17 protein-coding genes and 1 pseudogene are annotated in these 23,556 nt (G+C 64.9%); 12 read left to right on the forward strand and 6 right to left on the reverse strand.

Annotated elements, in window-relative coordinates; translation table 11 throughout:
- The first annotated feature begins 6 nt into the window (after positions 1 to 6).
- The gene (paaZ, locus tag CO656_RS05520; protein ID WP_097525092.1) at positions 7 to 2,064 is read left to right on the forward strand and encodes a phenylacetic acid degradation bifunctional protein PaaZ; all 2,058 of its coding nucleotides are present in this window, start codon (positions 7 to 9) and stop codon (positions 2,062 to 2,064) included.
- Between the two features lie 69 nt (positions 2,065 to 2,133).
- Here paaZ and CO656_RS05525 read toward each other — a convergent pair whose 3' ends face one another.
- The 4 genes from CO656_RS05525 to paaG all read right to left on the reverse strand — a co-directional run bounded on the left by CO656_RS05525 (position 2,134) and on the right by paaG (position 5,481).
- A complete protein-coding gene (locus tag CO656_RS05525) occupies positions 2,134 to 2,730 on the reverse strand; it encodes a TetR/AcrR family transcriptional regulator (protein WP_037414445.1) in 597 nt (198 codons plus the stop codon).
- A gap of 98 nt (positions 2,731 to 2,828) precedes the next feature.
- The gene (gene paaK / locus CO656_RS05530; RefSeq protein WP_097525093.1) at positions 2,829 to 4,139 is read right to left on the reverse strand and encodes a phenylacetate--CoA ligase PaaK; all 1,311 of its coding nucleotides are present in this window, start codon (positions 4,137 to 4,139) and stop codon (positions 2,829 to 2,831) included.
- A gap of 89 nt (positions 4,140 to 4,228) precedes the next feature.
- Complete coding sequence (gene paaI, locus CO656_RS05535) at positions 4,229 to 4,693, reverse strand: hydroxyphenylacetyl-CoA thioesterase PaaI (RefSeq protein WP_179864712.1); 465 nt, start codon at positions 4,691 to 4,693, stop codon at positions 4,229 to 4,231.
- Entirely contained in the window at positions 4,690 to 5,481 is a 792-nt protein-coding gene (gene paaG / locus CO656_RS05540; RefSeq protein WP_097525095.1) for a 2-(1,2-epoxy-1,2-dihydrophenyl)acetyl-CoA isomerase PaaG, read from the reverse strand. Before paaG ends, paaI begins: the two co-directional genes overlap by 4 nt.
- A 100-nt stretch (positions 5,482 to 5,581) precedes the next feature.
- Here paaG and paaN point away from each other — a divergent pair, with 100 nt between their 5' ends.
- The 10 genes and pseudogenes from paaN to CO656_RS05590 all read left to right on the forward strand — a co-directional run bounded on the left by paaN (position 5,582) and on the right by CO656_RS05590 (position 18,479).
- A complete protein-coding gene (gene paaN, locus CO656_RS05545) occupies positions 5,582 to 7,243 on the forward strand; it encodes a phenylacetic acid degradation protein PaaN (protein WP_097525096.1) in 1,662 nt (553 codons plus the stop codon).
- Positions 7,244 to 7,297: 54 nt separating this feature from the next.
- On the forward strand, positions 7,298 to 8,443 hold the full coding sequence (locus tag CO656_RS05550) for an ABC transporter substrate-binding protein (RefSeq protein WP_097525097.1): 1,146 nt from the start codon (positions 7,298 to 7,300) through the stop codon (positions 8,441 to 8,443).
- Positions 8,444 to 8,519: 76 nt separating this feature from the next.
- On the forward strand, positions 8,520 to 9,392 hold the full coding sequence (locus tag CO656_RS05555; protein WP_097525098.1) for a branched-chain amino acid ABC transporter permease: 873 nt from the start codon (positions 8,520 to 8,522) through the stop codon (positions 9,390 to 9,392).
- A gap of 2 nt (positions 9,393 to 9,394) precedes the next feature.
- Positions 9,395 to 10,351, forward strand: coding sequence for a branched-chain amino acid ABC transporter permease (locus CO656_RS05560; protein ID WP_097525099.1), 957 nt, complete (start codon positions 9,395 to 9,397; stop codon positions 10,349 to 10,351).
- The gene (locus CO656_RS05565) at positions 10,348 to 11,133 is read left to right on the forward strand and encodes an ABC transporter ATP-binding protein (RefSeq protein WP_097525100.1); all 786 of its coding nucleotides are present in this window, start codon (positions 10,348 to 10,350) and stop codon (positions 11,131 to 11,133) included. The genes CO656_RS05560 and CO656_RS05565 overlap by 4 nt, the downstream gene beginning before the upstream one ends.
- Positions 11,120 to 11,821 (forward strand): ABC transporter ATP-binding protein, encoded by a 702-nt coding sequence (locus CO656_RS05570; RefSeq protein ID WP_097525101.1) that lies wholly within the window; start codon positions 11,120 to 11,122, stop codon positions 11,819 to 11,821. The genes CO656_RS05565 and CO656_RS05570 overlap by 14 nt, the downstream gene beginning before the upstream one ends.
- 3 nt (positions 11,822 to 11,824) lie before the next feature.
- Complete coding sequence (locus tag CO656_RS05575) at positions 11,825 to 13,894, forward strand: 3-hydroxyacyl-CoA dehydrogenase NAD-binding domain-containing protein (RefSeq protein WP_097525102.1); 2,070 nt, start codon at positions 11,825 to 11,827, stop codon at positions 13,892 to 13,894.
- A 136-nt stretch (positions 13,895 to 14,030) separates the two neighbouring features.
- On the forward strand, positions 14,031 to 14,948 hold the full coding sequence (locus CO656_RS05580) for a helix-turn-helix domain-containing protein (protein ID WP_097525103.1): 918 nt from the start codon (positions 14,031 to 14,033) through the stop codon (positions 14,946 to 14,948).
- Between the two features lie 112 nt (positions 14,949 to 15,060).
- Positions 15,061 to 16,467 (forward strand): aldehyde dehydrogenase family protein, encoded by a 1,407-nt coding sequence (locus CO656_RS05585; protein ID WP_037414467.1) that lies wholly within the window; start codon positions 15,061 to 15,063, stop codon positions 16,465 to 16,467.
- A 37-nt stretch (positions 16,468 to 16,504) separates the two neighbouring features.
- Positions 16,505 to 18,479 (forward strand): annotated as a pseudogene (locus tag CO656_RS05590) (tyramine oxidase).
- An 84-nt stretch (positions 18,480 to 18,563) separates the two neighbouring features.
- On the opposite strand, the gene CO656_RS05595 reads toward CO656_RS05590, so the two are convergent.
- Positions 18,564 to 19,280, reverse strand: coding sequence for a DUF1194 domain-containing protein (locus CO656_RS05595; protein WP_234819723.1), 717 nt, complete (start codon positions 19,278 to 19,280; stop codon positions 18,564 to 18,566).
- Between the two features lie 392 nt (positions 19,281 to 19,672).
- Positions 19,673 to 22,234: an FAD-dependent oxidoreductase gene (locus CO656_RS05600; protein ID WP_097525104.1), complete on the reverse strand. Its 2,562-nt coding sequence runs from the start codon at positions 22,232 to 22,234 to the stop codon at positions 19,673 to 19,675.
- Positions 22,235 to 22,592: 358 nt separating this feature from the next.
- Between CO656_RS05600 and CO656_RS05605 the strand changes: the two genes are divergently transcribed.
- On the forward strand, positions 22,593 to 23,555 hold the full coding sequence (locus CO656_RS05605; RefSeq protein ID WP_097525105.1) for an aliphatic sulfonate ABC transporter substrate-binding protein: 963 nt from the start codon (positions 22,593 to 22,595) through the stop codon (positions 23,553 to 23,555).
- Position 23,556 lies beyond the last annotated feature (1 nt).

Here is a 23,556-nt window from a genome sequence, read left to right on the forward strand (position 1 = left end):
TATTCGATGAACATACTGGCAGATCGTGCCCGTCGGCTTGAAAGCTATGTCGGCGGCGCCTGGATGAGGGGTGCCAGCGACGGCGCGGCGCTGCTCGACGCCGCGACCGGCGCGCCGGTGGCGATGATCGATTCCACCGGCATCGACTTTGCCGCCGCACTCGCCTATGGGCGCGAAAAGGCCGGTCCGGCGCTCCGTCGCATGTCGTTCCATGAACGGGCGGCGATGCTGAAGGCGCTCGCTGAGGCGTTGATGGATCGAAAGGAGGAGTTCTACGCGCTCTCGACCCCCACCGGCGCCACCAGGACAGACAGCTGGATCGACATCGAGGGCGGCATCGGCACGCTGTTCTCCTATGCCTCCAAGGGCAAACGGGAATTGCCGAACACCCGGGTGCTGGTCGATGGTGAGGTCGAGACGCTGTCGCGAGACGGCACGTTTTCGGCCCGGCACATCCTGACGCCGCTCGAAGGCGTGGCGATCCACATCAACGCCTTCAACTTTCCCTGTTGGGGGATGCTCGAGAAGCTGGCGCCGACGCTGCTTGCAGGCATGCCTGCGATCGTGAAGCCGGCAAGCCAGACAGCCTATCTCACGGAGCTCGTGGTGCGGCGAATGGTGGAGACCGGATTGCTTCCGGAAGGAGCCGTGCAGCTCGTCTGCGGTTCGGTCGGCGATCTTCTCGATCACCTCGACGGACAGGACGTAGTCACCTTCACGGGCTCGGCCGCGACCGGGCGCAAGCTGAAGACGCATCCCGCGATCATCGAGAATTCCGTGCGCTTCACCATGGAGGCCGATAGTCTCAACGCGGCCGTTCTCGGTCTCGACGCAGGCCCCGGGACGGAGGAATTCGATCTCTTCGTCAAGGAGGTCGCTCGCGAGATGACCGCCAAGGCCGGGCAGAAATGCACCGCCATTCGCCGCGTCATCGCACCGCGTGCCCATTGCGATGCGCTTATCGCGGCACTGGGCGAACGACTTGCCAAGGTTCCGCTCGGCAACCCCGCTGCCGAGAGCGTGCGGATGGGGCCGCTCGCAAGCCTCGGGCAGCGCGAGGAGGTCAGGGCGCGCATCCGCGATCTTGCCGCCGATGCGGAGATCGTCGCCGGCGATCCCACGAACCCCCAGGTGGTTTCCGGCGACGCGGAAGCGGGCGCCTTTCTCAATCCGGTCCTGCTTTATTGCGGCAAGCCCGGCGCCGCGCGGGCCGTGCACGATGTCGAGGCTTTTGGTCCGGTCAGCACCGTCATGCCTTACGATACCGCGGAAGAAGCTGTGGATCTTGTGAAGCGCGGCAAGGGCAGCCTCGTCACCTCCGTCTTCACCAATGATCCTCGTATTGCAGAGGAGCTGGTGCTCGGCATCGCGTCATTCAATGGCCGGGTGATGATCGGCAACCGCTTGAGCGCCAAGACCTCGACCGGGCACGGTTCGCCGCTGCCGGGCCTCGTCCATGGCGGCCCGGGAAGGGCCGGCGGCGGCGAGGAGCTCGGCGGCATCCGGGGCGTCAAGCACTACATGCAGCGTACGGCCGTCCAGGGAGCACCGGGGCTGCTCTCGGCGGTCACCGGCCGATGGATCGAGGGTGCCCCGGTGCGCGCCGACGGCGAACATCCGTTCCGCAAGTCGCTTGCCGAGCTCCGGATCGGCGACCAGCTGGTGACGGCGACCCGCACGGTGACGCTCGAGGACATCGAGCATTTCGCCAATTTCACCGGCGACACCTTCTACGCCCACATGGACGAGGAGGCGGCGCGGGCGAATCCGTTCTTCGACGGACGCGTCGCGCATGGCTACCTGATCGTCTCCTTCGCCGCCGGGCTCTTCGTCGATCCGGCCCCCGGGCCGGTGCTCGCGAATTACGGCGTCGACAATTTGCGCCTCCTGACGCCGGTCTATCCCGGCGACACGCTGCAGGTCGCGCTCACCTGCAAGGAGATCAATCCCCGGATCAATGCCGAGCATGGCGAGGTCCGCTGGGACTGCCGCGTCACCAACCAGACGGGCGCGACCGTGGCGCAGTACGATGTACTGACGATGGTGGCGAAGACGAGAGGATAGCGACGTCGCGCCTACAGCGCCGCGCGTCTTATCAGAGGGGATGCGGTCCACGCACGAGGGCGCGAAAAGTCAGCGCACCGCCTTGACGCCCTCCAGGATCAGGGTCGTGGCGATCTCGGCATATTCGTCCCGGCTGATCGGGCCGTCGGGGCGGAACCACATATAGACCCAGTTCATCATGCCGAACAGCGACATCGTCACCGGCATCAGCAGTGGACGATCATTATTGAGATCCGGATTGATGTCGTTGAGCACGCTCGAGAAGCGCTTGACGATGCGTCGCTCGATGGCGCGAATCTCGGCCATCTGCTCGGGCGAGAGCGCGCTCGTGCCGTTCAGCTGCACCTTGTGCTGGTCGTCGGCGTCGCGATAGTTTTCGAGCACCTGGCGCACGAGCAGCCGCAACCGTTCCCCCGGAGCGAGATCCGGCCGGTCGGCAGCTTCTATGGCCGCGTCGAGCTCGGCAAGGTGCGTGCGAACGATATCGAAGATCAGCGCGTCCTTGCTCGGATAATAGTGATAAAGCAGTGCTTTCGAGACGTTGCTGTGAGCAGCGATCTGCGCCATCGAGGCCTTTTCCATCCCCATTTCGGCGAACACTGCGGCGGCGCTCGTCAGAATGCCGCGCTGCTTCTCCTCGAAATCGACTGCGCGTGTTCGTGCCATGTTGATCCTGCTCTCACTCTCTACCTGCTCAATCCCACGAATAAGGGAGAACCGTAAAGTCCTCCCGTCTCTATGGTCTACGCGTGCCGTCGCTCCTGTCATTCCTTCGGGCGGTTGTCGACGACCCTTTTTGCCTTTCCTTCCGAGCGGGCGATGCCGCCCGGATCATGTACCTCGATCCTGGTGCTGACACCGACGACGCTCTTGATGTGGTGGGCGAGTTCGCGCGCCGATCCGGCTCGCGCGGTTTCGTCCGCCGCCTCGATCGTGCATTCGACGTGGACGGTCATGTTGTCCATCCGGCCCGTGCGCGTCAGCTCGATCTGGAAGTGCGGCGCCAGGCCGCGGCATTTCAGGATCTGCTCCTCGATCTGGGTCGGGAAGACATTGACGCCGCGCAGGATCATCATGTCGTCCGAGCGGCCGGTGATCTTCTCGATGCGGCGCATCGAACGCGCCGTGCCGGGCAGCAACCGCGTCAGATCGCGGGTGCGGTATCGGATCATCGGCAGGCCTTCCTTGGTCAGCGTCGTGAAGACGAGTTCGCCCATCTCGCCGTCCGGCAGCACCTCGTCGGTCACCGGATCGATGATCTCGGGATAGAAATGGTCTTCCCAGATATGCAGTCCGTCCTTGGTCTCCACGCATTCGTTGGCAACGCCGGGCCCCATGACCTCCGAAAGGCCGTAAATGTCGACGGCATGCATGTCGAAGGCATGCTCGATCTCCTCGCGCATGGCATTCGTCCATGGCTCCGCGCCGAAGATGCCGACGGCGAGCGAACTCTCGCGCGGGTCCCGCCCTTGACGGCGGAACTCGTCGAGGATGGAGAGCATGTAGGAGGGGGTGACCATGATGATGCGCGGCTTAAAGTCCGCCATCAGCGTCACCTGCCGCTCGGTCATGCCGCCGGAGATCGGCACGACGGTGCAACCGAGCCTTTCCGCGCCGTAATGGGCCCCAAGCCCTCCGGTGAAGAGGCCGTAGCCATAGGCGACATGGACGATGTCGCCGGGCCTGCCGCCGGAGGCGCGGATCGAGCGCGCCACGACGTTCGCCCAGCTATCGATGTCCTTCAGCGTATAGCCGACGACAGTCGGCTTGCCGGTCGTTCCCGAAGAAGCGTGGATGCGGCAGAGCTTCTCGCGCGGAACGGCGAACATGCCGAAGGGATAGCTTTCGCGAAGGTCCTGCTTGGTGGTGAAGGGGAATTTTGCGAGATCGGCGAGCGTCTTCAGATCGGACGGATGGACGCCGGCCGCGTCGAAGCGCGCGCGGTAGAAGGGCGAGTTCTCATAGGCATGGGCGAGCGACCATTTCATCCGCTCCAATTGAAGCGCGGCGATCTCGTCGCGCGACGCGGTTTCGATCGGCTCGAGATCGCCGGGGCGGGGTGAAAGGTCTTCCATGAATCTCTCCTCCGGGAATTGTCCTCCCGCATGATACCCGCATTGCCATTGGCCCGCGGAATCATGCAGCTTTCAAAGTATGGCGGCGCTCACGCCTCCGGTGCGCCGTCTGCTTGCGGCAGGTGCGTGCCCTTGACGGTGCGCGAATGGCCGCGGAACTCGGCGATGTGTTCGCCGAGCTGGTTGGTGATGCGGATGTCGTAGATGCCGCCGCGGCCGCGCCGCGAAATCTCGCTGGCCGCCGCCGTCAGCCGGTCGCCCTCGAAGGCCGGCGCGATATAGGTGACCGAGCAGTGCTGGGCGACGGCGCGCTGGTTGTAGCTGTTGCAGGCAAAGGCAAAGGCGGAATCGGCGAGGGTGAAGATGTAGCCGCCGTGGCAGGTGCCGTGACCGTTGGTCATCTCCGACGTAATCGTCATCGAGATTGTTGCCGTACCCGGCGTAACGCGATCGAGCGCCATGCCGAGCCGCTGCGACGCCTGGTCGTCGTCCCACATGACACGGGCGCAGGCGCTGGCGAGCTCCTCGGCGTTCATTCTTGCCGCGTCCATCATCGCCCCTTGAACTCCGGCTTGCGCTTTTCCAGGAAGGCTGTCACGCCCTCGGCATAGTCGCCGCTGCGGCCCGCTTCGCGCTGCAGGTCGCGTTCGAGCTCGAGCTGCTCGTCGAAGGAATTGACGGCGGCAGCCTGGATCGCCCGCTTGGTCATGCCAAGCCCCTTGGTCGGGCCGGCGGCGAGACGGGCGGCAAGCGCCGAGGCCTCGTCCATCAGCGCCGCGTCGTCGACGGCGCGCCAGATAAGCCCCCAGTTCGCCGCCGTCTCCGCATCGAGCGGCTCTGCCGTCAGCGCCAGCGCCTTGGCGCGGGCCTCGCCGATCAGCCGCGGCAGGCTCCAGGTGCCGCCGGAGTCGGGCACCAGGCCGATCTTCGCAAAGGCCTGGACAAAGCGGGCCGAGCGGGCCGCAAGGGTGATGTCGCAGGCGAAAGCGATGTTGGCGCCGGCGCCGGCGGCTACGCCGTTGACGGCGCAGATGATGGGCTTTTCGAGGCTGCGGATCAGCCTGAGGAGCGGATTGTAAAAGGTCTCGATCGTGTGGCCGAGGTCGGGCGTACCGCCCTTGCGCGGGTCACGATCGCCGAGATCCTGGCCGGCGGAGAAGCCGCGCCCGGCGCCCGTCAGCAGCACGGCCCGCACCGTGTCATCCGAGTGAGCGCGCCCGAAACCAGCGCGCAGCGCCAGATGCATTTCCTCGTTGAAGGCGTTCAGCTTGTCGGGGCGGTTGAGCGTCAGGCGCAGCACGCCGGCGTCAAGCGCCGACAGGACGGTGTCGGATTCGGCCATGATTCCTCCCTGCCGCCAGCTGGATGGGCGGCCTGAAAAAAACACTTGCATAAACCGACCGGTCAGTCAATGATAATCCCAGCAGCAGGGAGGAATGGACATGAGCGACCTATTCGACCGGCACCGCACGGTGCTCGGCGCGGCCTTGCAGGCGGCGCAGGATCGCGGCTATTGGTCCGCCTTTCCGGAAATACCGAGCGGCAAGATCTATGGAGAGACCGCCAAGGACGGTGGCCTCTCCGCCTACCAGGCACGTCTCGGCAAGGCGTTCAACCTGCCCGGGCATCCCGGTGCAAAGAGGGTCGGCAAGGAAGTCTCGCCCTACGGACCGTCGCTCGGCATCACCTATCCGGCGGCCGACGCGGATGCCCTCATGGCCGCCTCCAAAGGCGCGGCAGCCGCATGGGGCAATGCCTCGCCGGAGGCGCGGGTCGGTGTCTGCCTGGAAATTCTGGCGCGCCTCAACCGCATGAGCTTTGAGATGGCCAATGCGGTGATGCACACGACGGGGCAGGCCTTCGCCATGGCCTTCCAGGCGGGCGGCCCGCATGCGCAGGATCGCGGCCTGGAAGCCGTCGCCTATGCCTGGGCCGAGATGACGCGCACGCCTCGGAGTGCGACCTGGGCGAAGCCGCAGGGCAAGGGTGAGCCGATCGTGCTTGAGAAGCACTGGCGCATCGTGCCGCGCGGCGTGTCGCTGGTGGTCGCTTGCCAGACCTTCCCGACCTGGAACAGCTATCCCGGCCTGTTCGCGAGCCTTGCGACCGGCAATACGGTGATCGTCAAGCCGCATCCGGGCGCCATCCTGCCGCTCGCTCTCACGGTCCTGGTGGCCCGCGAGGTCCTTGCCGAAGAAGGCCATCCCGCCGACGTGGTCCTGCTTGCGGCCGACGAGCCCGGCGCGGAAATCACCCGCGATCTTGTCGCGCACCCTGCGGTCGCCATCGTCGACTACACCGGCTCCAGTCTTTTCGGCGACTGGGTGCGCAACAATGCAGCGACGCGGCAGGTCTACTCCGAGGAGACCGGCGTCAACTCCATCGTGATCGGCGCGACCGACGACTTTGCCGACATGTGCGCCAATATCGCCTTCTCGCTGTCGCTCTATAGCGGCCAGATGTGCACCGCGCCGCAGAACATCTACATGCCGCGCGGCGGTATCAAAACCGATGAGGGGCCGAAGAGCTTCGAAGCGGTCGCGGCGGGCATTGCTGCGGCGGTCGACGCGCTCATCGCCGATCCGGCGCGCGCCGCCGGCGTCTGCGGCGCCATCGCCAATCCGGCAACGCTCGGGCGGATCGAGGCGGCGCGCAGTCTCGGCCGCATCGTCCGCGACTCTGCGCCGCTCCCGGGCGCCGAAGGCGCGCGCACTGCGACGCCGCTGATTCTCGCGGTGAACGCCGATCAAACATCCGCCCATGAGAAGGAGCGCTTCGGTCCGATTTCCTTCGTGGTGGCCGTGGAGAACGCCGCGGAGGGCGTCGCGCGCGCAGCAGATCTTGCCCGCAGCAAGGGCGCCATTACCGCAGCGTTCTACGATACCGACGAGGCACGCATTGCCGCGGCGGCCGACGCCTTTGCGGGGGCGGGCGTGAACCTGTCCGTCAATCTGACCGGCGGGATATTCGTCAACCAGAGCGCCGCGTTCAGTGATTTCCACGTCACCGGCGCCAACCCGGCCGGCAATGCCAGCCTGACGGACACGGCCTTCGTCGCCAACCGCTTCCGCGTCGTGATGTGGCGCCGTCCAGTGGCGGCATAGGCGGCGAACTTAAGCAATAGTCTTGACACCTGCACTCTGGGAGGAGATGCCGACATGAGACTGCACACCACGACTGCGCTAACAACGCTGGCGCTTGGCTTCAACCTCGCGGCTCCGGCGATGGCCGATATCCGCATCGGTGCGACGCTTTCGGAGACCGGCCCCGCCGCCTTCCTCGGCGATCCCGAGGCCAAGACGCTGAAGCTGCTCGTCGACGAGATCAATGCCGCGGGCGGCGTCAACGGCGAGAAGATCGAACTGATCGTCTATGACGATGGCGGCGACCCGAACAAGGCGCGTACCTTCGCCACCCGTCTCGTCGAAGACGATGAAGTCGTTGCCGTGATCGGCGGCACGACGACCGGTACCTCCATGGCAGTCCTGCAGGTCTTCGAGGATGCGGAGATTCCCTTCATTTCGCTTGCCGGCGCCATCGAGATCATCGATCCCGTCCGTCCCTTCACCTTCAAGACGCCCCACACCGATCGCATGGCCTGCGCCAAGATCTTCGAGGACATGAAGGCGCGCGGCCTGACCAAGATCGGCATGATTTCGGGTTCCGACGGTTTCGGCGCGTCGATGCACAAGCAGTGCCTCCAGATCGTCGGCGACTACGGCATCGAGGTCATCGCCGACGAGACCTACGGTCCGAGCGACGCCGACATGACGCCGCAGCTTACCAACATCAAGGGCAAGGAAGGCGTGCAGGCGGTCCTGAACGCCGGTTTCGGACAGGGGCCGGCGATCGTCACGCGCAACTATCAGCAGCTCGCAGTCGGCCTGCCGCTCTACCAGTCGCATGGTGTGGCCTCGGACGGCTTCATCGAGCTTGCCGGCGCGCCCGCCGCCGAGGGCATCCGCCTGCCTGGCACGGCGCTGCTGGTGGCGAAGCTGCTGCCCGAGAACGATCCGCAGCGCCCGGTCGTCACCGCCTACAAGGCGAGCTACGAGGCGGCGACCGGCAAGCCGGTCTCGACCTTTGGCGGCTATGCGCACGACGCGCTGCGCATCCTCGTCGATGCGATCAACCGGGCCGGCAAGGCGGAGCCGCAGGCGATCCGCGACGCGATCGAAGCCACATCCGGTCTCGTCGGCACCACCGGCGTCGTGACCATGTCGGAGGAGGACCATCTCGGCCTCGACCTCAGCGCCTTTCGGATGCTCGAGATCAAGGACGGCGGCTGGAAGCTCGTCGAATAGGTCGGCAATCGTGGGATACCGGACGCGCGGCGCGCGTCCGGTCGACAGATCGTCGCGTGCCGTAGCGGAGGCATCCATGCCCGAACTCATGCAATTCATCCTGTCCGGGGTGACCGTCGGCGCGGTCTATGCGCTGGTCGCCCTGGGCTTCACCATCATCTATAACGCCTCCGACGTCGTGAACTTTGCCCAAGGCGAATTCGTGATGCTCGGCGGCATGTTCACCGTCTTCTCCTTCGAAGCGGGGATCCCGCTGCCGCTCGCGGCGGCGATCGCCATCCTGGCGACGGCGGCGATCGGTGTGGCGCTGAACAAGCTCGCCATCGAGCCTGCGCGGGGCGCGCCGGTCGTCTCGCTGATCATCATCACCATCGGTGCGTCGATTCTCATCCGCGGTCTGACGCAGATCGCCTTCGACAAGCAGCTCCACCGCTTCCCGGCCTTCTCCGGCGACACGCCCATTCAGATCATGGGCGCGACGGTCCTGCCGCAGAGCGTCTGGGTGATCGCGGGGGCGCTGGCGGTCTTTGTCGGCCTGTGGCTGTTCTTCACCCGGACCCTCACCGGCCGGGCGGTTCTCGCCACCGCCAACAATCGCATTGCCGCGCAGCTCGTCGGCATCAACACCAGATACGTGATGACGCTCAGTTTCGCGCTGTCGGCGGCGATCGGCGCGCTTGCCGGCGTGCTCGTCACGCCGATTACGCTCACCGGCTACGACATCGGCATCGCCCTTGCCCTGAAAGGGTTCGCGGCAGCGATGCTGGGCGGGATGGGCAATCCCAAGGGTGCGCTGGTCGGAGGGCTGCTGCTCGGCGTCGTCGAGGCGCTGACCGCCGGCTATCTCAGCTCGCAATACAAGGATGCCGCCGCCTTCGTGATCATCCTCGCCGTGCTCTTTGCCATGCCTCAGGGGCTGTTCGGCCGGCAAGCAACGGATCGGGTGTAGCCATGCGGCTCTCGTCGAAGACAAACACTTTGCTCGCGCTCGCCGCACTGATTGCGCTGGCGCCGCTGTTCTTCCCGTCCTCCTACTATTTTCGGGTCGGCTCGCTGATCTTCGTCAACGGGCTGGCGGTGACCGGTCTCGTCGTTCTGATCGGCTATGCCGGCCAGATCAGCCTCGGCCACGCCGGCTTCGTCGGCATCGGCGCCTATGCCTGTGCCTTGGCGCCGGTTCATCTCGGGCTCAATCCGCTCGTTGCTGCCGGCCTCGGCGCCGCGCTGTCGGGCGCGATCGCCTGGCTGGTCGGCCGGCCGATCCTGCGGCTGAAGGGCTATTATCTGGCGGTGGCAAGCCTCGGTTTCGGCGCCCTGGTGTCGATGGTGCTCGCCAACGAGGCGGGGCTCACCGGCGGCCCGGACGGGATGACGGTGCCCGATCCGGGATTGCGGGCCCTGCTCAAGTCGGTCGGCATCGATCTCTCCAACGCCGCCTTCTGGTATGCCTTCTCAGCTGTCGTGCTCGTCATCGGCGCCTGGCTCGCTTTGAACCTCTATTATAGCCCCACCGGACGGGCCTTGCGCGCGCTCCATGGATCGGAGGTCGCGGCCCGGACGGTCGGCGTCGACGTGGCCCGGTCCAAGCTGCAGGCCTTCGTGATCTCGGCCGTTTATGCCTCGATCTCAGGCTCGCTGCTGGCGCTGCAGAACAAGTTCATCACGCCGGACGTGGCGGGCTACATGCATTCGATCGAACTCGTCACCATGACGGTGCTTGGCGGCGCCGGCTCGGTCATCGGCGCGATCAGCGGTGCGGTGATCCTGACGACGCTGCCGCAGGTCCTGACGGTCTTCCAGGAGTACGAGCAGGTGATGCTCGGTCTCGTCATGATGCTGGTGATGATCTTCATGCGTGATGGCCTGCTGCCGAGTCTTTCGCGCAACATCCGGGGGAGGGGTCAATGAATCTGCTTCAGGTCGAAGGGCTGGGCATCGAATTCGGCGGCTTGCGTGCCGTCCGCGATGTCAGTTTTTCCCTCAATGCCGGCGAGATCGTCTCGGTGATCGGCCCGAACGGCGCCGGCAAGACGACCCTCTTCAACATGGTCTCCGGCATCTACCGGCCCGGGCACGGTCGCGTGAAGCTTGCCGGCGAGGACGTGACCGGCATGGAGCCGCACCTGCTGGCGCGGCGGGGCCTTTCCCGCACCTTCCAGAACCTGCAGATATTCCAGGCGATGACGGTGCTGGAGAATGCAATTGCCGGGCATCATCTGCACGAAAAGGGGTCGGTGCTCGCCGATCTCTTCGGCCTGCCGTCATCCCGCCGCCGTGCCCGCGAGGCCGAGGCGAGCTCACGCAGGCTGCTCGACCAGGTTGGCCTCGGCCGTGCGGAGGCCCAGGAGGCCGGGTCGCTCTCCTATGGGGCGCTGAAGCGGCTCGAGATCGCTCGCGCGCTGGCGCTGAAACCGCGTGTCCTTCTCCTCGATGAGCCGGCCGCGGGCTGCAATGCCGTGGAGACGGAGGAGATCGATCGGCTGATCGCCGAAGTCGCGGCTGAAGGTGTCGCGATCCTGCTGGTGGAGCACGACATGAAGATGGTGATGCGCATCTCGAACCATATCGTCGTCCTGGACCACGGCGAAAAGATTGCCGAAGGTGAACCGGCGAAAGTGTCGCGCGATCCGCGCGTCATCGAAGCCTATCTCGGGCCGCAGGCGAGGGAGGCGGCCGATGCTCACCGTTGAGGGATTGCGCTCGCGCTACGGGCGCATCGAGGTCCTGCACGGCATCGATCTCGAAATCGGCTCGGGCGAGATCGTCGCGGTGGTCGGCGCCAACGGCGCCGGCAAGACGACGCTGCTGCGCTGTCTCTCCGGCATCCAGCCCGTCTCCGGCGGAGCGATCCACTTCCGAGGCGAGGCGTTGATGGCGGTTCCAGCCTATCGCCGCCTCGAGCGCGGTCTGGCACAATCGCCGGAAGGACGGCAGATCTTCACCAATCTGACGGTCGAGGAAAATCTCCGCCTCGGCGCCTACCTGTTCTCCGACGACCGGGTGGCGCGCGACATGGAGGATGCCTTCGCGATGTTCCCGGTCTTGAGAGAAAAGCGCAATCTCGCCGCCGGCGGCCTCTCGGGCGGGCAGCAGCAGATGCTGGCTATCGCGCGGGCGCTGATGGGGCGGCCGTCCTGCCTGCTGCTCGATGAGCCGAGCATGGGTCTCGCGCCAATCCTGGTGCGGCAGATCTTCGACGTCGTCAAAGGCCTGCGCGGGCTCGGCGTCACCGTGCTCCTCGTGGAGCAGAACGCCTTCGGTGCCCTGTCGATCGCCGACCGCGGCTATGTGATGGAGACCGGCCGCATCACCATGACCGGCCCGGCCGCCGAACTCATCGCCGACCAGCGTATCCGTGAAGCCTATCTAGGAATCTAAGCCATGGCCGTTAGCATTGAACACCGTGGCGAGATCGCCGTCGTCATCGTAGACAATCCTCCGGTCAACGCGCTGTCGCAGGTCGTGCGCCAGGCTCTTCTTGAGGCGGCGGAGGCGCTCGATGCCGATCCGTCGGTGAAGGCGGTGGTGCTCACCTGCGCCGGGCGCACCTTCATTGCCGGGGCCGATGTCGGTGAATTCGGCAAGCCGCCGATGCCGCCGCACCTGCCCGATCTCGTGTCGCGGATCGAGCGGGCGGCAAAGCCATGGCTCGCCGCCATCCACGGCAGCGCGCTTGGCGGCGGCTTCGAAGTCGCCCTCGGCTGCCGCTTCCGCGTCGCGGTTCCTTCGGCAAGTGTAGGCTTGCCGGAGGTCCGCCTCGGCATCGTGCCGGGCGCCGGCGGAACGGTGCGTCTGCCGCGGATCGCCGAGGTGGAGACGGCGGTCGACATGGTCACGACGGGGAAGCCGCTCGGGGCGCGCAAGGCCCACGAGGCCGGATTGCTCGACGCGTTGATCGAGGACGATCTCGTCGCCGGTGCCGCGGCCTTCGCCCGCGCTGTTCTCGACAGGCCGCTGCCCCCCGCGCTTTGCGATCGCCCCGTCGCGCCACCGCCTGCGGGTTTCTGGGAGGCAGCGGAAAGGACCGTTTCGGCCCGCGCCAAACGGGAAGATGCGCCTCTCAGAGCGCTGGCCTGTATGCGGCGCGCCGCCGAGACGGACTTCGACACGGCGATCGCCTTCGAGCGCGAAACGTTCCTGGCGCTGCGCGGCTCGGCGCAGGCCGCCGCACTCCGTCACGTTTTCTTCGCCGAGCGGGCAGCGACCCGGCCGCCGGAGCTTGCCGGTGTGGCGCCGCGCATGATCCGTTCGACGGCGGTGATCGGCGGCGGCACCATGGGCGCCGGCATTGCCGCGGCGCTGCGCGATTCCGGCCTGCCGGTCATCCTGATCGAGCGCGATGGTGCGGCAATCGAACGAGGGCTCGCCAGCTTGCGGGCGATCTTCGACGGCGCGGCAAAGCGCGGCCGCATTTCCGCTGACGTGGCAACCGAGCGGATGGCGGGCATCACCGCCACCACGGATTACGCGGCGCTCGCCGATGTCGATCTCGCTATCGAGGCGGTCTTCGAGGACATGGACGTGAAGCGGGACGTCTTTGCGCGTCTTGCCGACAGCTGCGGTGACGATGCCATCCTCGCGACGAACACCTCCTATCTCGATCCCGAGCGGATCGCCGAGGGCGTTCGCCGGCCGGAGCGCTTCCTGGGCCTGCATTTCTTCAGCCCGGCACATGTGATGAAGCTATTGGAAATCGTGCCGACCAAGGCGACGGCGCCGGAGGTGCTGGCGACCGGCTTCGCGCTGGCGCGGATGCTGAACAAGATCCCGGTGCGCGCCGGCATATGCGACGGGTTCATCGGCAACCGTATCCTGAAGGTCACCAGGGCGCAGGCCGAGCGACTGCTGCTCTCCGGCGCCACGCCCGCGGCCGTCGACGCCGCCATGCGTGCCTTCGGACTTCCCATGGGACCCTTCGAGGCGCAGGACCTTGGCGGGCTCGACATCGCGGCATTCCAGCGCAAGGCCGCGCGTGCGCGCGGCGAGACGCCCTTCGCGCCGATCGCCGATCGCCTTTGCGCGATCGAGCGCTTCGGCCAGAAGAGCGGCGGCGGCTGGTATGACTACGAGCCAGGCGACCGCACGCCGCGGCCTTCGGATGCGGTCGCGGCGGTCATCGCCGAGGAGGCGAAGGGCCGGCCTCGGCGGGACTGGAACGAGGACGCCATTGCCGACTGCATTCTCTGGCCGATGGTCAACGAGGGAGCACGCATCCTTGCGGACGGCACGGCGCTACGGCCGTCCGATATCGACCTGGTGAAGATCCACGGCTACGGCTTTCCGCGCTGGCGCGGCGGGCCGATGCACTGTGCAGAGGCCCATGGACTCGGTAACGTCGTCGATGCACTGCGCGCGCTTGCCGGCGAGGGGCTGGCCGAGCCGCCTTGCGACCTCTTGCTCGAGGCCGCCCGGCGCGGCGGGTTCCCGACGCCTCTCGTTGAGGCATTGTAGTCCAAAAATGTGCAGGTGGTCTGGGGGGAGCACGACCTCCATAGAACGGCGGGACGAGGAGGGAGTGCGCGGACGCCGGATCGGCATGGAATTTGCGTGATGAGGTCACAACAAACGCGTCGCGACGGAGGGGAGCATGCAGGCGCTTACAGTTCCGGTCTACAGGCCGTTGCCGGTCGAGATCTTGCAAGGCGAGATCCGAAATGTTTGCGGCGCCTTCGATCTGGAGCCGATGCGGGGCACAGGCCTAGTGGCCGGTGATGTCTCGCTGCGGCGCATGGAATACTTCGATGCCGCGGTCGTGGCGCTCGATGCCCGATATGTGCAGCGCGGCGTCCGATCGATCCGCCAGGATCCGGGCGAACATCTCTTTCTGCTGGTCCAGGACGAGGGCCATTGCAGCGTCACGCAGGGAGACCAGTCGCTCGAGCTCGCACCCGGAGACATGTTCCTCGTCGATTCCGTCGAACCCTCGTCCTTCGTTTACGAGGGAAGGCGCTCGAACCAGATCTCGGTGCATATGCCGCGCGACGAGATGCTGCATCGTTTTGGCCAGTCCTGCATGGGCGGCGTTGCGATCGACCGGCACGACCCTCTCTGGGTCGCCATGCGAGCGGTGCTGACGAAAATGCTGACCAGTCGCGATGTTCAGGTGCAGCTCCGGGAAGCCTTCCTGTGCCTGATGGGCGCCTATCTTCAGGCGGGCCGGACCGGCAGCCGCGGGTTCGAGACCCTGTTGTCGCGGGCACTCGCCTTGATCGACCGCCATCGCGAGGATCCCGGCTTCGGCCCGCGCGAGCTCGCCACACGGCTGAACGTCTCGGAGCGCATGCTGCAGCGGCACTTCCAAGCTCTGGGCGAGAGCCCGGGCCACCGGCTGCTCAATCGCCGCCTCGAGCTTGCGCATGCGCGGCTCTCCGGCCGCCTGCCGGAACAGGCGAAGGAAGGGGTCGCGGGCATTGCCTACGATTCCGGCTTCAACGACCTTTCCTATTTCTATCGCGAGTTCCGCAAGAGATACGGCACCACGCCGGGCGCGGTCGCCCGCCACTGACGGATTTGTCCAATCGAAGGGACGTTCCCGTCCAAGCGGGACATGCGTCGCCCTCCTAGTCTTCCATGATGGGCTTGCCGGCATGGCAGGACACAATGGGAGGACGAGGATCATGACGCAGCACTTTGCGACGGTAAACGGAAAGCCCGTCTCCGGAGGGGCGAGCTTTGCCGTCCTCAATCCGGCGACCGGCGGCGAGATCGGTCGCGCGCCGGACATGAATGCGACGGAGCTCAACGCGGCGGTCGCGGCCGCGCAGGCGGCATTTCCGGAATGGTCCGCCCGTAGCGACGAGGCTCTGCAGGCGGCCTGCGCCGCGGTGACCGCCAGGATCGAGGCGCAGGCCGACGAACTCGCGCGGATGGTCACGCTGGAGCAGGGCAAGCCGCTCAACGGCCTCGGGTCGCGCTGGGAAATCGGCGGGGCAATCGCCTGGGCCGGCTATACGACCGGTTTGTCGCTGCCGGTCAAAGTGCTGCAGGACAATGAACGGGGCCGCGTCGAACTGCACCGCAAGCCGCTCGGCGTCGTCGGTTCTATCACGCCCTGGAACTTCCCGGTGATGATCGCCATCTGGCACATCATGCCGGCACTGCGGACCGGCAACACGGTGGTGATCAAGCCGTCGCCGTATACGCCGCTTTCCACTCTGCGGCTCGTCGAGATCATCAACGAGGTGCTGCCGCCCGGTGTCGTCAATGTCGTCACCGGCGACGACAAGGCCTTCAACATCGGCGCGGCGATGTCGGCACATCGGGATATCCGCAAGATCGTCTTCACCGGCTCCTGCGCGACCGGGCAAAAGATCATGGCGTCGGCGGCGCCGACGATGAAGCGGCTGACGCTGGAGATGGGCGGCAACGATGCCGGCATCGTCCTTCCCGATGCCGATCCCGAAGAGATCGCCGAGGGCCTGTTCTGGGGCGCCTTCATCAACAATGGCCAGACCTGTGCGGCGATGAAGCGCCTTTATGTCCATGAATCGGTCCACGACGCCGTCTGCGATGCGCTCGTCGCCTTCGCCCGCAATATCGCCGTCGGGGACGGCATGGATGAGACCAGCATTCTTGGCCCGATCCAGAATCGCATGCAGTTCGACAAGGTGGCGGCGCTCGTCGCCGACGCGAAGACCCGTGGCAGGGTTCTGCTCGGCGGCGAGCGGGGCGCTGGGCTGTTCTTCCCGCCGACGATCATTGCCGGACTGAAGAACGGTGATCCGCTCGTCGACGAGGAGCAATTCGGTCCGGCTTTGCCCGTTGTTTCCTACAGCGACGTCGAGGATGCGATCGCCATGGCAAATGACAGTTCGAACGGGCTCGGAGGATCTGTCTGGTCGTCGGACATCGATGCCGCTCGCAACGTTGCCGGCCGAATGCAGTGCGGCTCGGTCTGGATCAACAAGCATGGGGCGATTCAGCCGAACGCTCCGTTCGGCGGCATCAAGGCATCCGGGCTCGGCGTGGAATTCGCAGAGGAGGGCCTGCAGGAATACACTGACATTCAGGTCGTTTTTGCCTGATCGCGAAGAAAAAACGAAAGACGAAGGGAACAAAGAGATGAAACATTTCAGAGGAGCAACGCTCGTCGCTCTGATCGCCTGCGCGGCAACGCCGGCGGCGATCGCCCATCCGCTCGATGGGCTGACGGCGGAGGAATACCAGAACATCAACCGGATCCTGCGGAACGAGAAGATCGTCGACGCCGAAACGCTTTTCCCGCTGATCGAGCTCAAGGAGCCCGCCAAGGCCGATGTGCTCTCCTGGAAGGAGGGTGACGCGCTCGACCGCAAGGCCATGGTGCAGTTCACCAGCCCGGATGGGTTCAAGGAGGCGGTCGTCAACATCACTCAGGGCAAGGTCGAGAGCACCGCGGCCATCAAGGGCCAGCCGATGGTCCTCTTCGCCGAGTTCATGAATGCGCTCGAAGGCGCGCTCGGCCATCCCGAGATGATTGCCGGTCTCGCCAAACGCGGGCTGAAACCGGAAGAGGCCTTTTGCCTGCCGTTGACGGCCGGCAACTTTTTCACCCAGGACTACGAGAACAGCCGGCTGATGAAGGTGCCCTGCTATCGGGTTCCGGAGGGGTCGAACTTCTATGCGAAGCCGATCGAGGGCCTTTTCGCCGTCTACGACATCGGCAAGAAGAGCGTGATCAAGGTCATCGATAGCGGAGCGGTCGATCTACCGAAGCACAATTGGGGCTATACCGAGGATGAGGTCGCCGCCCGCACGCCGCTGAGGCCGAAGACGAACAAGGTCGCCCTCACCCAGGAGGGCGGCCCCAACTACAAAATCAACGGCAGCCATCTGGAATGGGATATCTGGCGGCTCAATCTGAGAGTGGACAAGCGTCCGGGCCTCGTCGTTTCAAACCTAGACGTGAACGACGGCGACACCTGGCGGTCGGTGATCTATCAGGCGCACCTCTCGGAGGTATTCGTGCCCTATATGGACCCAACCGAAGGCTGGTACTGGCGCACCTACATGGACAGCGGGGAGTATGGTTTCGGCCTCTTCCTGAGCCCGTTGACCGCAGGGATCGACTGCCCGGACAATGCGACGTTTCTGCCTGCCACGATCGCCGATGACAAGGGCAATCCGCTCGTCATCCCGAACGCGATCTGCATCTTCGAACGCAGCATCGGCGATCCGGCCTGGCGGCACTTCGAGGTCTTCGCCCAGACGCCGGAAAAGCCGGTTCCGGCGGAAGGCCGGCCGGCGACGGAGCTCGTGGTCCGCACCGCATCGGAAGTCGGCAATTACGACTACCTCATCGACTACCGTTTGCAGCAGAATGGCCAGATCAACATCTACATCGGCGCGAGCGGCCTGGACGCGGTGAAGGGTGTCGCATCGACCTCGATGAAGGATCCGACGGCCAAGGCCGACACCGCCTATGGCACGCTGATCGCGCCCAATCTCGTCGCCGCCAACCACGACCACTATTTCAACTTCCGCATCGATTTCGACGTCGACCAGCCCGCCAATCACTTCTCGACCATGGACATCGTGCCGGCGGACGTCGAGCCGAACAGCCCGCGCAAGTCGATGTGGACGGTCAAGCACTCGATGCCGCATTCGGAAATGGAGGCGCGCTATAAGCTTTCGGCGGCCGAGCCGCGCTACTTCCATGTCTCTAACCCGAACCGCGAAGGCTATCTCGGCCACGAGCCGGGCTGGATGATTCACCACGGCAACGTTGCCTACGGCCCGTTCGATTATGCCAACGATCCGCCGATGAAGCGCAATGCCTATATCGAGGTACTCGGTCTGGAACACCGTCTACGATCAGGACCAGCGTTATGCCGGCGGCAAGTACGCGATGCAGAGCGACGGCAGCGATACGCTGGCGGAGTGGGTGAAGGCCGATCGTCCGCTGATGGGCAAGGACATCGTCACCTGGTTCTCGGCAGGCTTCCACCACATTCCGCGCATGGAAGACTGGCCGGTCATGTCGACCGAATGGAAGACCGTGCACATCATGCCGCACAACTTCTTCGCCCATAATCCGGCGCTCTCCATCCGGAAATGACCGCCTGTCGTCAAAGGCGCCTTGGGGGGCGCCTTTGATACTCTCGACCTCCAAGGTCGGCTGCCGACAAGCGCGACAGGAGTCCTATCTTCCGATGGAACGCTCCTGCATCTCTTCGCCTATAAAGCAATTGTAGGACTGTGCATATTCGGCAGGCTCCGGACGGGGCTGCCTGGCGCCGCTGACTTTCAGTCCCGAAATCTCGGCCGTGAGCTTGGCCAGAATAGCGGCTGAGAATTGGCTGGCCTCCGACACTTTCATCACGAACGCCCCTTCTCCGCCGACGACGCACTGCCTGTAATAGGCATCGAGATCCGGGATCGAGGCCGAATCCGGCGTGTCTCTCAACATGATCGCCAGCCCGTCGATGACGATCCCTTGGGCAACGGTGCTGTTGCGGGCAACCGGCGCCGGTACCCCGGCATTGTTGGGTCCATCGCCCGATATGTCGATGACGCGCCGGCTTCCCCGATAGGGGCTCAAGTGAACAAGCCTGCGCGCGAAGGCAAGCACATTGGAGATGGAGGTGAACGAGATCCGTCGGATCGGCTGGCGGCGCAAGGCCTCGGCAAACTGTGCCGCACTCTGCCGGTCCTCGATCAGCGTCCAGGGCAGCACCTGGACGGCCTTGCCGCCCCACTCAACATAGGTCACGGCAATCCTGCCGAGCCGCCCCGTCCCTATCGCCCTCATTATCTCTGGCCTGCGAAACGCCTCCACATAGCCCGTCCGTTGAAGCTGCAGTTCGTCCAATCCAATCGAATAGGATACGTCGACGGCGAGGACCAGTTGGAGGTCCACGGCAACAGGATCCTGTGTCGCGGCGGTGCTGGCGCCGAGAAGAAAAGCCGCAGCCAAATGCGTCCAACGTGGTCCCATGGAGCCGATCGCCATCTGGAGACGGGGACCCGCGCGAGGTGCCTCTGCAGCGCCGCGCGTCCTATCAGATGCCACAGTACGCGACAGTAGCGCAAATTGGACCTTGTTGGATGCTTCTCGTCCTCGTCCCTGTGCTTGTCACAGCGATGAAGCAGCGCCGCGTCTGCGGCGCGAAGGCTCTTTTCAGCCTTCGTGCTGATCGGCGCTGAAACCCGGTAGACGCGGCTCAGCCAAACCGCGGGGAACAGCACAGTAAAAAAGCGAGCCTCCGGCTGGAGAGGCTCGCTTGTTCGCTATTAGGCCCTTCGGAAACGCTAGCTGCGCGGCTTGAGGTTTTCCGGGTCGTAGAGCGGCTTGTAGCCGACACCTGCGACCTCGACCGGATAGGTCTCGGCGAAATATTCGACGTTCAGCTTGCGACCTTCCTGGCAATAGGCCCAGGGCAGATAGGCGAGCGCGATGTTCTTGCCGATCGTCGGGCCGTAGGCGATGGAGGTGGTGTAGGAGCGGCGGCCGAGTTCGTCGATCAGCACCTCACCGGTTTCCGGGTCCATGACCGGCAGGTTGCCGACCGGGTAGCGCTTGATGCCGTTCCTGTCGGTGTTCTCGGTCATGACGAGCGTGCAGAGCATGGCGGGCTGATGCTCGCGCGCCTTGTACTCCAGATGCTTCGCCTTGCCGCGGAAGTCCGCTTCCTTGACCTTCGGACGGGCAAGGTCGGCCTCGATGAGATTGTACTGGGTGAGAAGATCCGCGTTCTGCAGGCGCAGGCTCTTTTCCATGCGCCGCGAGTTCGCATAGGTCTCGACGCCGAAGGCCATGACGCCGGTGGTGCGCAGCGCATCCCAGACCGCCAGGCCGTCCTCATACTTCATGTGCAATTCCCAGCCTTGCTCGCCGACATAGGAGATGCGGAAGGCCGAAACCGGCTTGCCGGCGATCTCGATCGGCTTGATCGCGGCGAAGGGGAAGTTCTCAGGATCGAGGCCGGCCGGATCGGCAACCACCTTCTTCAGCGTCTGGCGGGCATTGGGGCCCCAGATGCCGATGGTGACGAACTTCTCCGAAACGTCGGTAATGGTGACGTCGAGGCCCCGGTCTTCCGCGACACGGCGCATGTAGTGGAAGTCGCGCGGGCCGGCATCGGCGCCGTTCACGAGACGGCAGCGGTCGGCCATGCGGAAGACCGTGAAGTCGGCCCTGACCATCCCCTCGTCATCGAGGAAGTGGGTGTAGATGCCCTTGCCGATATTGCTGTCTCCGCCGATCTTGGCGGCGCAAAGCCACTCGAGAAGCTCCACATGGTCCGGACCTTCGATGTCGACCATGTGGAAGTGCGAGAGGTTGACGATGCCGCAATCCTCGCTCATCGCCAGATGCTCGGCATTGGAGACGCGCCAGAAATGGCGGTTGTCCCACTCGTTCTCGCGCACTGGAACCCGGTTGCCGTATCTTTCCAGGAGGTGCTCGTTGGCGGCATAGCCGTGGGCGCGCTCCCAGCCGCCGAGCTCCATGAAGTAACCGCCGAGCTCCTTCTCGCGCTCGTAGAAGGGCGAGCGCTTGACGTTGCGGCCGCTCGCATAGGGCTCGCGCGTATGCACGGCCGGGAAATAGATCTTCTGTGCCGCCTCGAAGCAGCGGCCCTCGATGAATTTCTCCTCGAGCTGGTGCGGGTAGAAGCGTGCATAGTCGATCGAGGCATGGTCGATCTCGGTGCGCCCGTCCGTCATCCAGTCGGCGATCAGCTTGCCGTAGCCCGGTCCGTCCTTCACCCAGATGGCGACGCAATACCAGAGGCCGCGCACCTTCTGGCTCTCGCCGCAGGAGGGGCCGCCGGCGGCCGATACCTGCAGCAGGCCGTTGAAGGAGTGGCCCTCGTTATAGCCAAGCTCGCCGAGGATCGGCGTCAGTTCCATGGCGCGCTCGAGCGGTTCGATGATCTGCTCCATCTCGAGATCGCGCTGCGAGGGCGACAGGCGTGCCTCGTGCTTCTCGAGAATGTCGCGCGGATGGCAGAGGCGCGGATTGGTGGCCTCGTAGTAGCCCCACTCGATCTGGCCGCCTTCGGTGGTCTTCGGGTCGCCGGTGTCGCGCATATAGGCGGAGTTGCCCTGGTCGCGCAGCAGCGGGAAGCCGATTTCCTTGCCGGTGCCTTCGAATTCGTTATAGGGGCCGAAGAAGGTCAGCGGATGGTCGACCGGCATGACCGGCAGGTCTTCGCCGACCATTTCGGCGATCAGGCGACCCCAGATGCCGGCGCAGACGATGACATGGTCGGCCATGATCGTGCCGCGATGCGTGACCACGCCCTTGATGCGGCCGTTCTCGACGAGGAGCGACGTTGCCGGCGTATTGCCGAAGACCTGCAGCTTGCCGGACTTTTCCGCCGCATCGACCAGCTTGCCGGCAACCGTCTGCGAGCGCGGGACGACGAGGCCGGCATCCGGATCGAACATGCCGCCCATGACCTGATCTTCCTCGATCAACGGGAACATTTTCTTGATTTCGGCCGGCGAGACATAGTGCGCGCGAGTGCCGAAGGCCTTGGCAGAGGAAAGCTTGCGCTTGATCTCCTCCATCCAGATGTCGTCGCCGGTGCGTGCGACTTCCAGGCCGCCGATGCGGGCGTAGTGGCCCATCTTCTCGAAGAAGTCGATCGAATACTGCGTCGTCCAAACCGAGAGAAAGTCGTGGCTCGTCGTGTAGCAGAAGTCGGAGGCATGCGCCGTCGAGCCGATGTCGGTCGGGATGCCCGACTTGTCGATGCCGACGATATCGTCCCAGCCACGCTCGATCAGGTGATGGGCGATCGACGCGCCAACGATGCCACCCAGACCGATGATTACGACCTTCGCCCTTTGCGGAAACTCTGCCATTGCTTGCGACCCTAGTTGGTATGGAAGCCGGATATTAGATTTTGCAGCGACGCGAGTTGCGCCTGTCTACGACATAATCATCGTGCTGCACGACCAGAGCCATGCCGTAGCGAATGGCAACGCTGGTGGCTAGGGGGGATGCAGCCGCTCAGCTTGGTGCTCAAGTGGGCGGTTTGCGCCACAAGGCTGCCGTTCGTCTTCTGGAGTTGCAGCAATCCATTCGCGTCTTGCGTCCGGGAGTAACGATAATCTCCACCGGCGAGGGACTTTTTGGAACAAGTTTCCTTAGTAAATTTATAGACTATCTTATCATTCTCCCGAACTGCATTGTTCCTCAGCGACCAGACAGAGGTGGAAAATGATCACTCGCAGGCAGACCCTCGCGCTCATCGGCGCAACCGCCGCGGCCTTGAGCGCGCCGAACATCCGGCAGGCAAGGGCGGCAAAGGAGTTTCGTATCGGCTGGCAGAAAAACGGCGTGCTCGCCTTGGCGAAGCGTACCGGCGCGCTGGAGAAGCGGCTTGCTGAACGCGGCCTGACGGTGAGCTGGGCCGAGTTCACTTCGGGCCCGCCGCTCCTCGAGGCACTCGGCGCCGGCTCGCTCGACTTCGGTCCGACCGGCGACGTTCCGCCGCTTTTCGCCCAGGCTGCCGGGGCCAATCTTCTTTACGTCGGGAGCTACAAGGGCACGCCATCGGGCTCCGCCATCCTCGTGCCGAAGGATTCGCCGATCACTGCGCTCGAGGAGCTGAAGGGGAAGAAGATCGCTTTCAAGCGCGGTTCCAGCGCCCATAATTTCACAGTCAAGGCGCTGCGCAAAGTCGGCCTGACGACCGACGACATCGAAGCGGCCGATCTCGCCCCGCCAGACGCGGCGGCCGCCTTCAAGACCGGAGGTATCGACGCCTGGGCGATATGGGACCCCTATTTTGCCGTTGCCGAGGCGGATCCGCGGACACGGGTCCTGACCACGGCGGAAGGCATCGTCGACAACTGGAGCTTCTTCTTCGGCAATGGCGATTTCACCGCCTCCGAGCCGGAGGTCATCGCCGAGGTGATTGATGAACTGGCCAAGGTCGGAGCCTGGGCGCAGGCCAATCTCGATGAGACCGTTCCGGCGCTCGCGGAGATCACCGGCATTCCAACCGAGGTGACCCGAACGATCCTGACGCGAAAGGGGGCCGACCTCAGCAAGGTGGCGCCCCTGTCGGATGACGCGCTGACCTACCAGCAGGCGCTCGCGGACGAATTCCATGGCCTCGGCATCCTGCCGAAGACCCTGACGATCGCCGACGTCGCCTGGCGACCGAAGGCAAGCTGAA

It is taken from the genome of Sinorhizobium sp. FG01, assembly GCF_002531875.1.
Taxonomy (GTDB): Bacteria; Pseudomonadota; Alphaproteobacteria; order Rhizobiales; family Rhizobiaceae; genus Sinorhizobium; species Sinorhizobium fredii_C.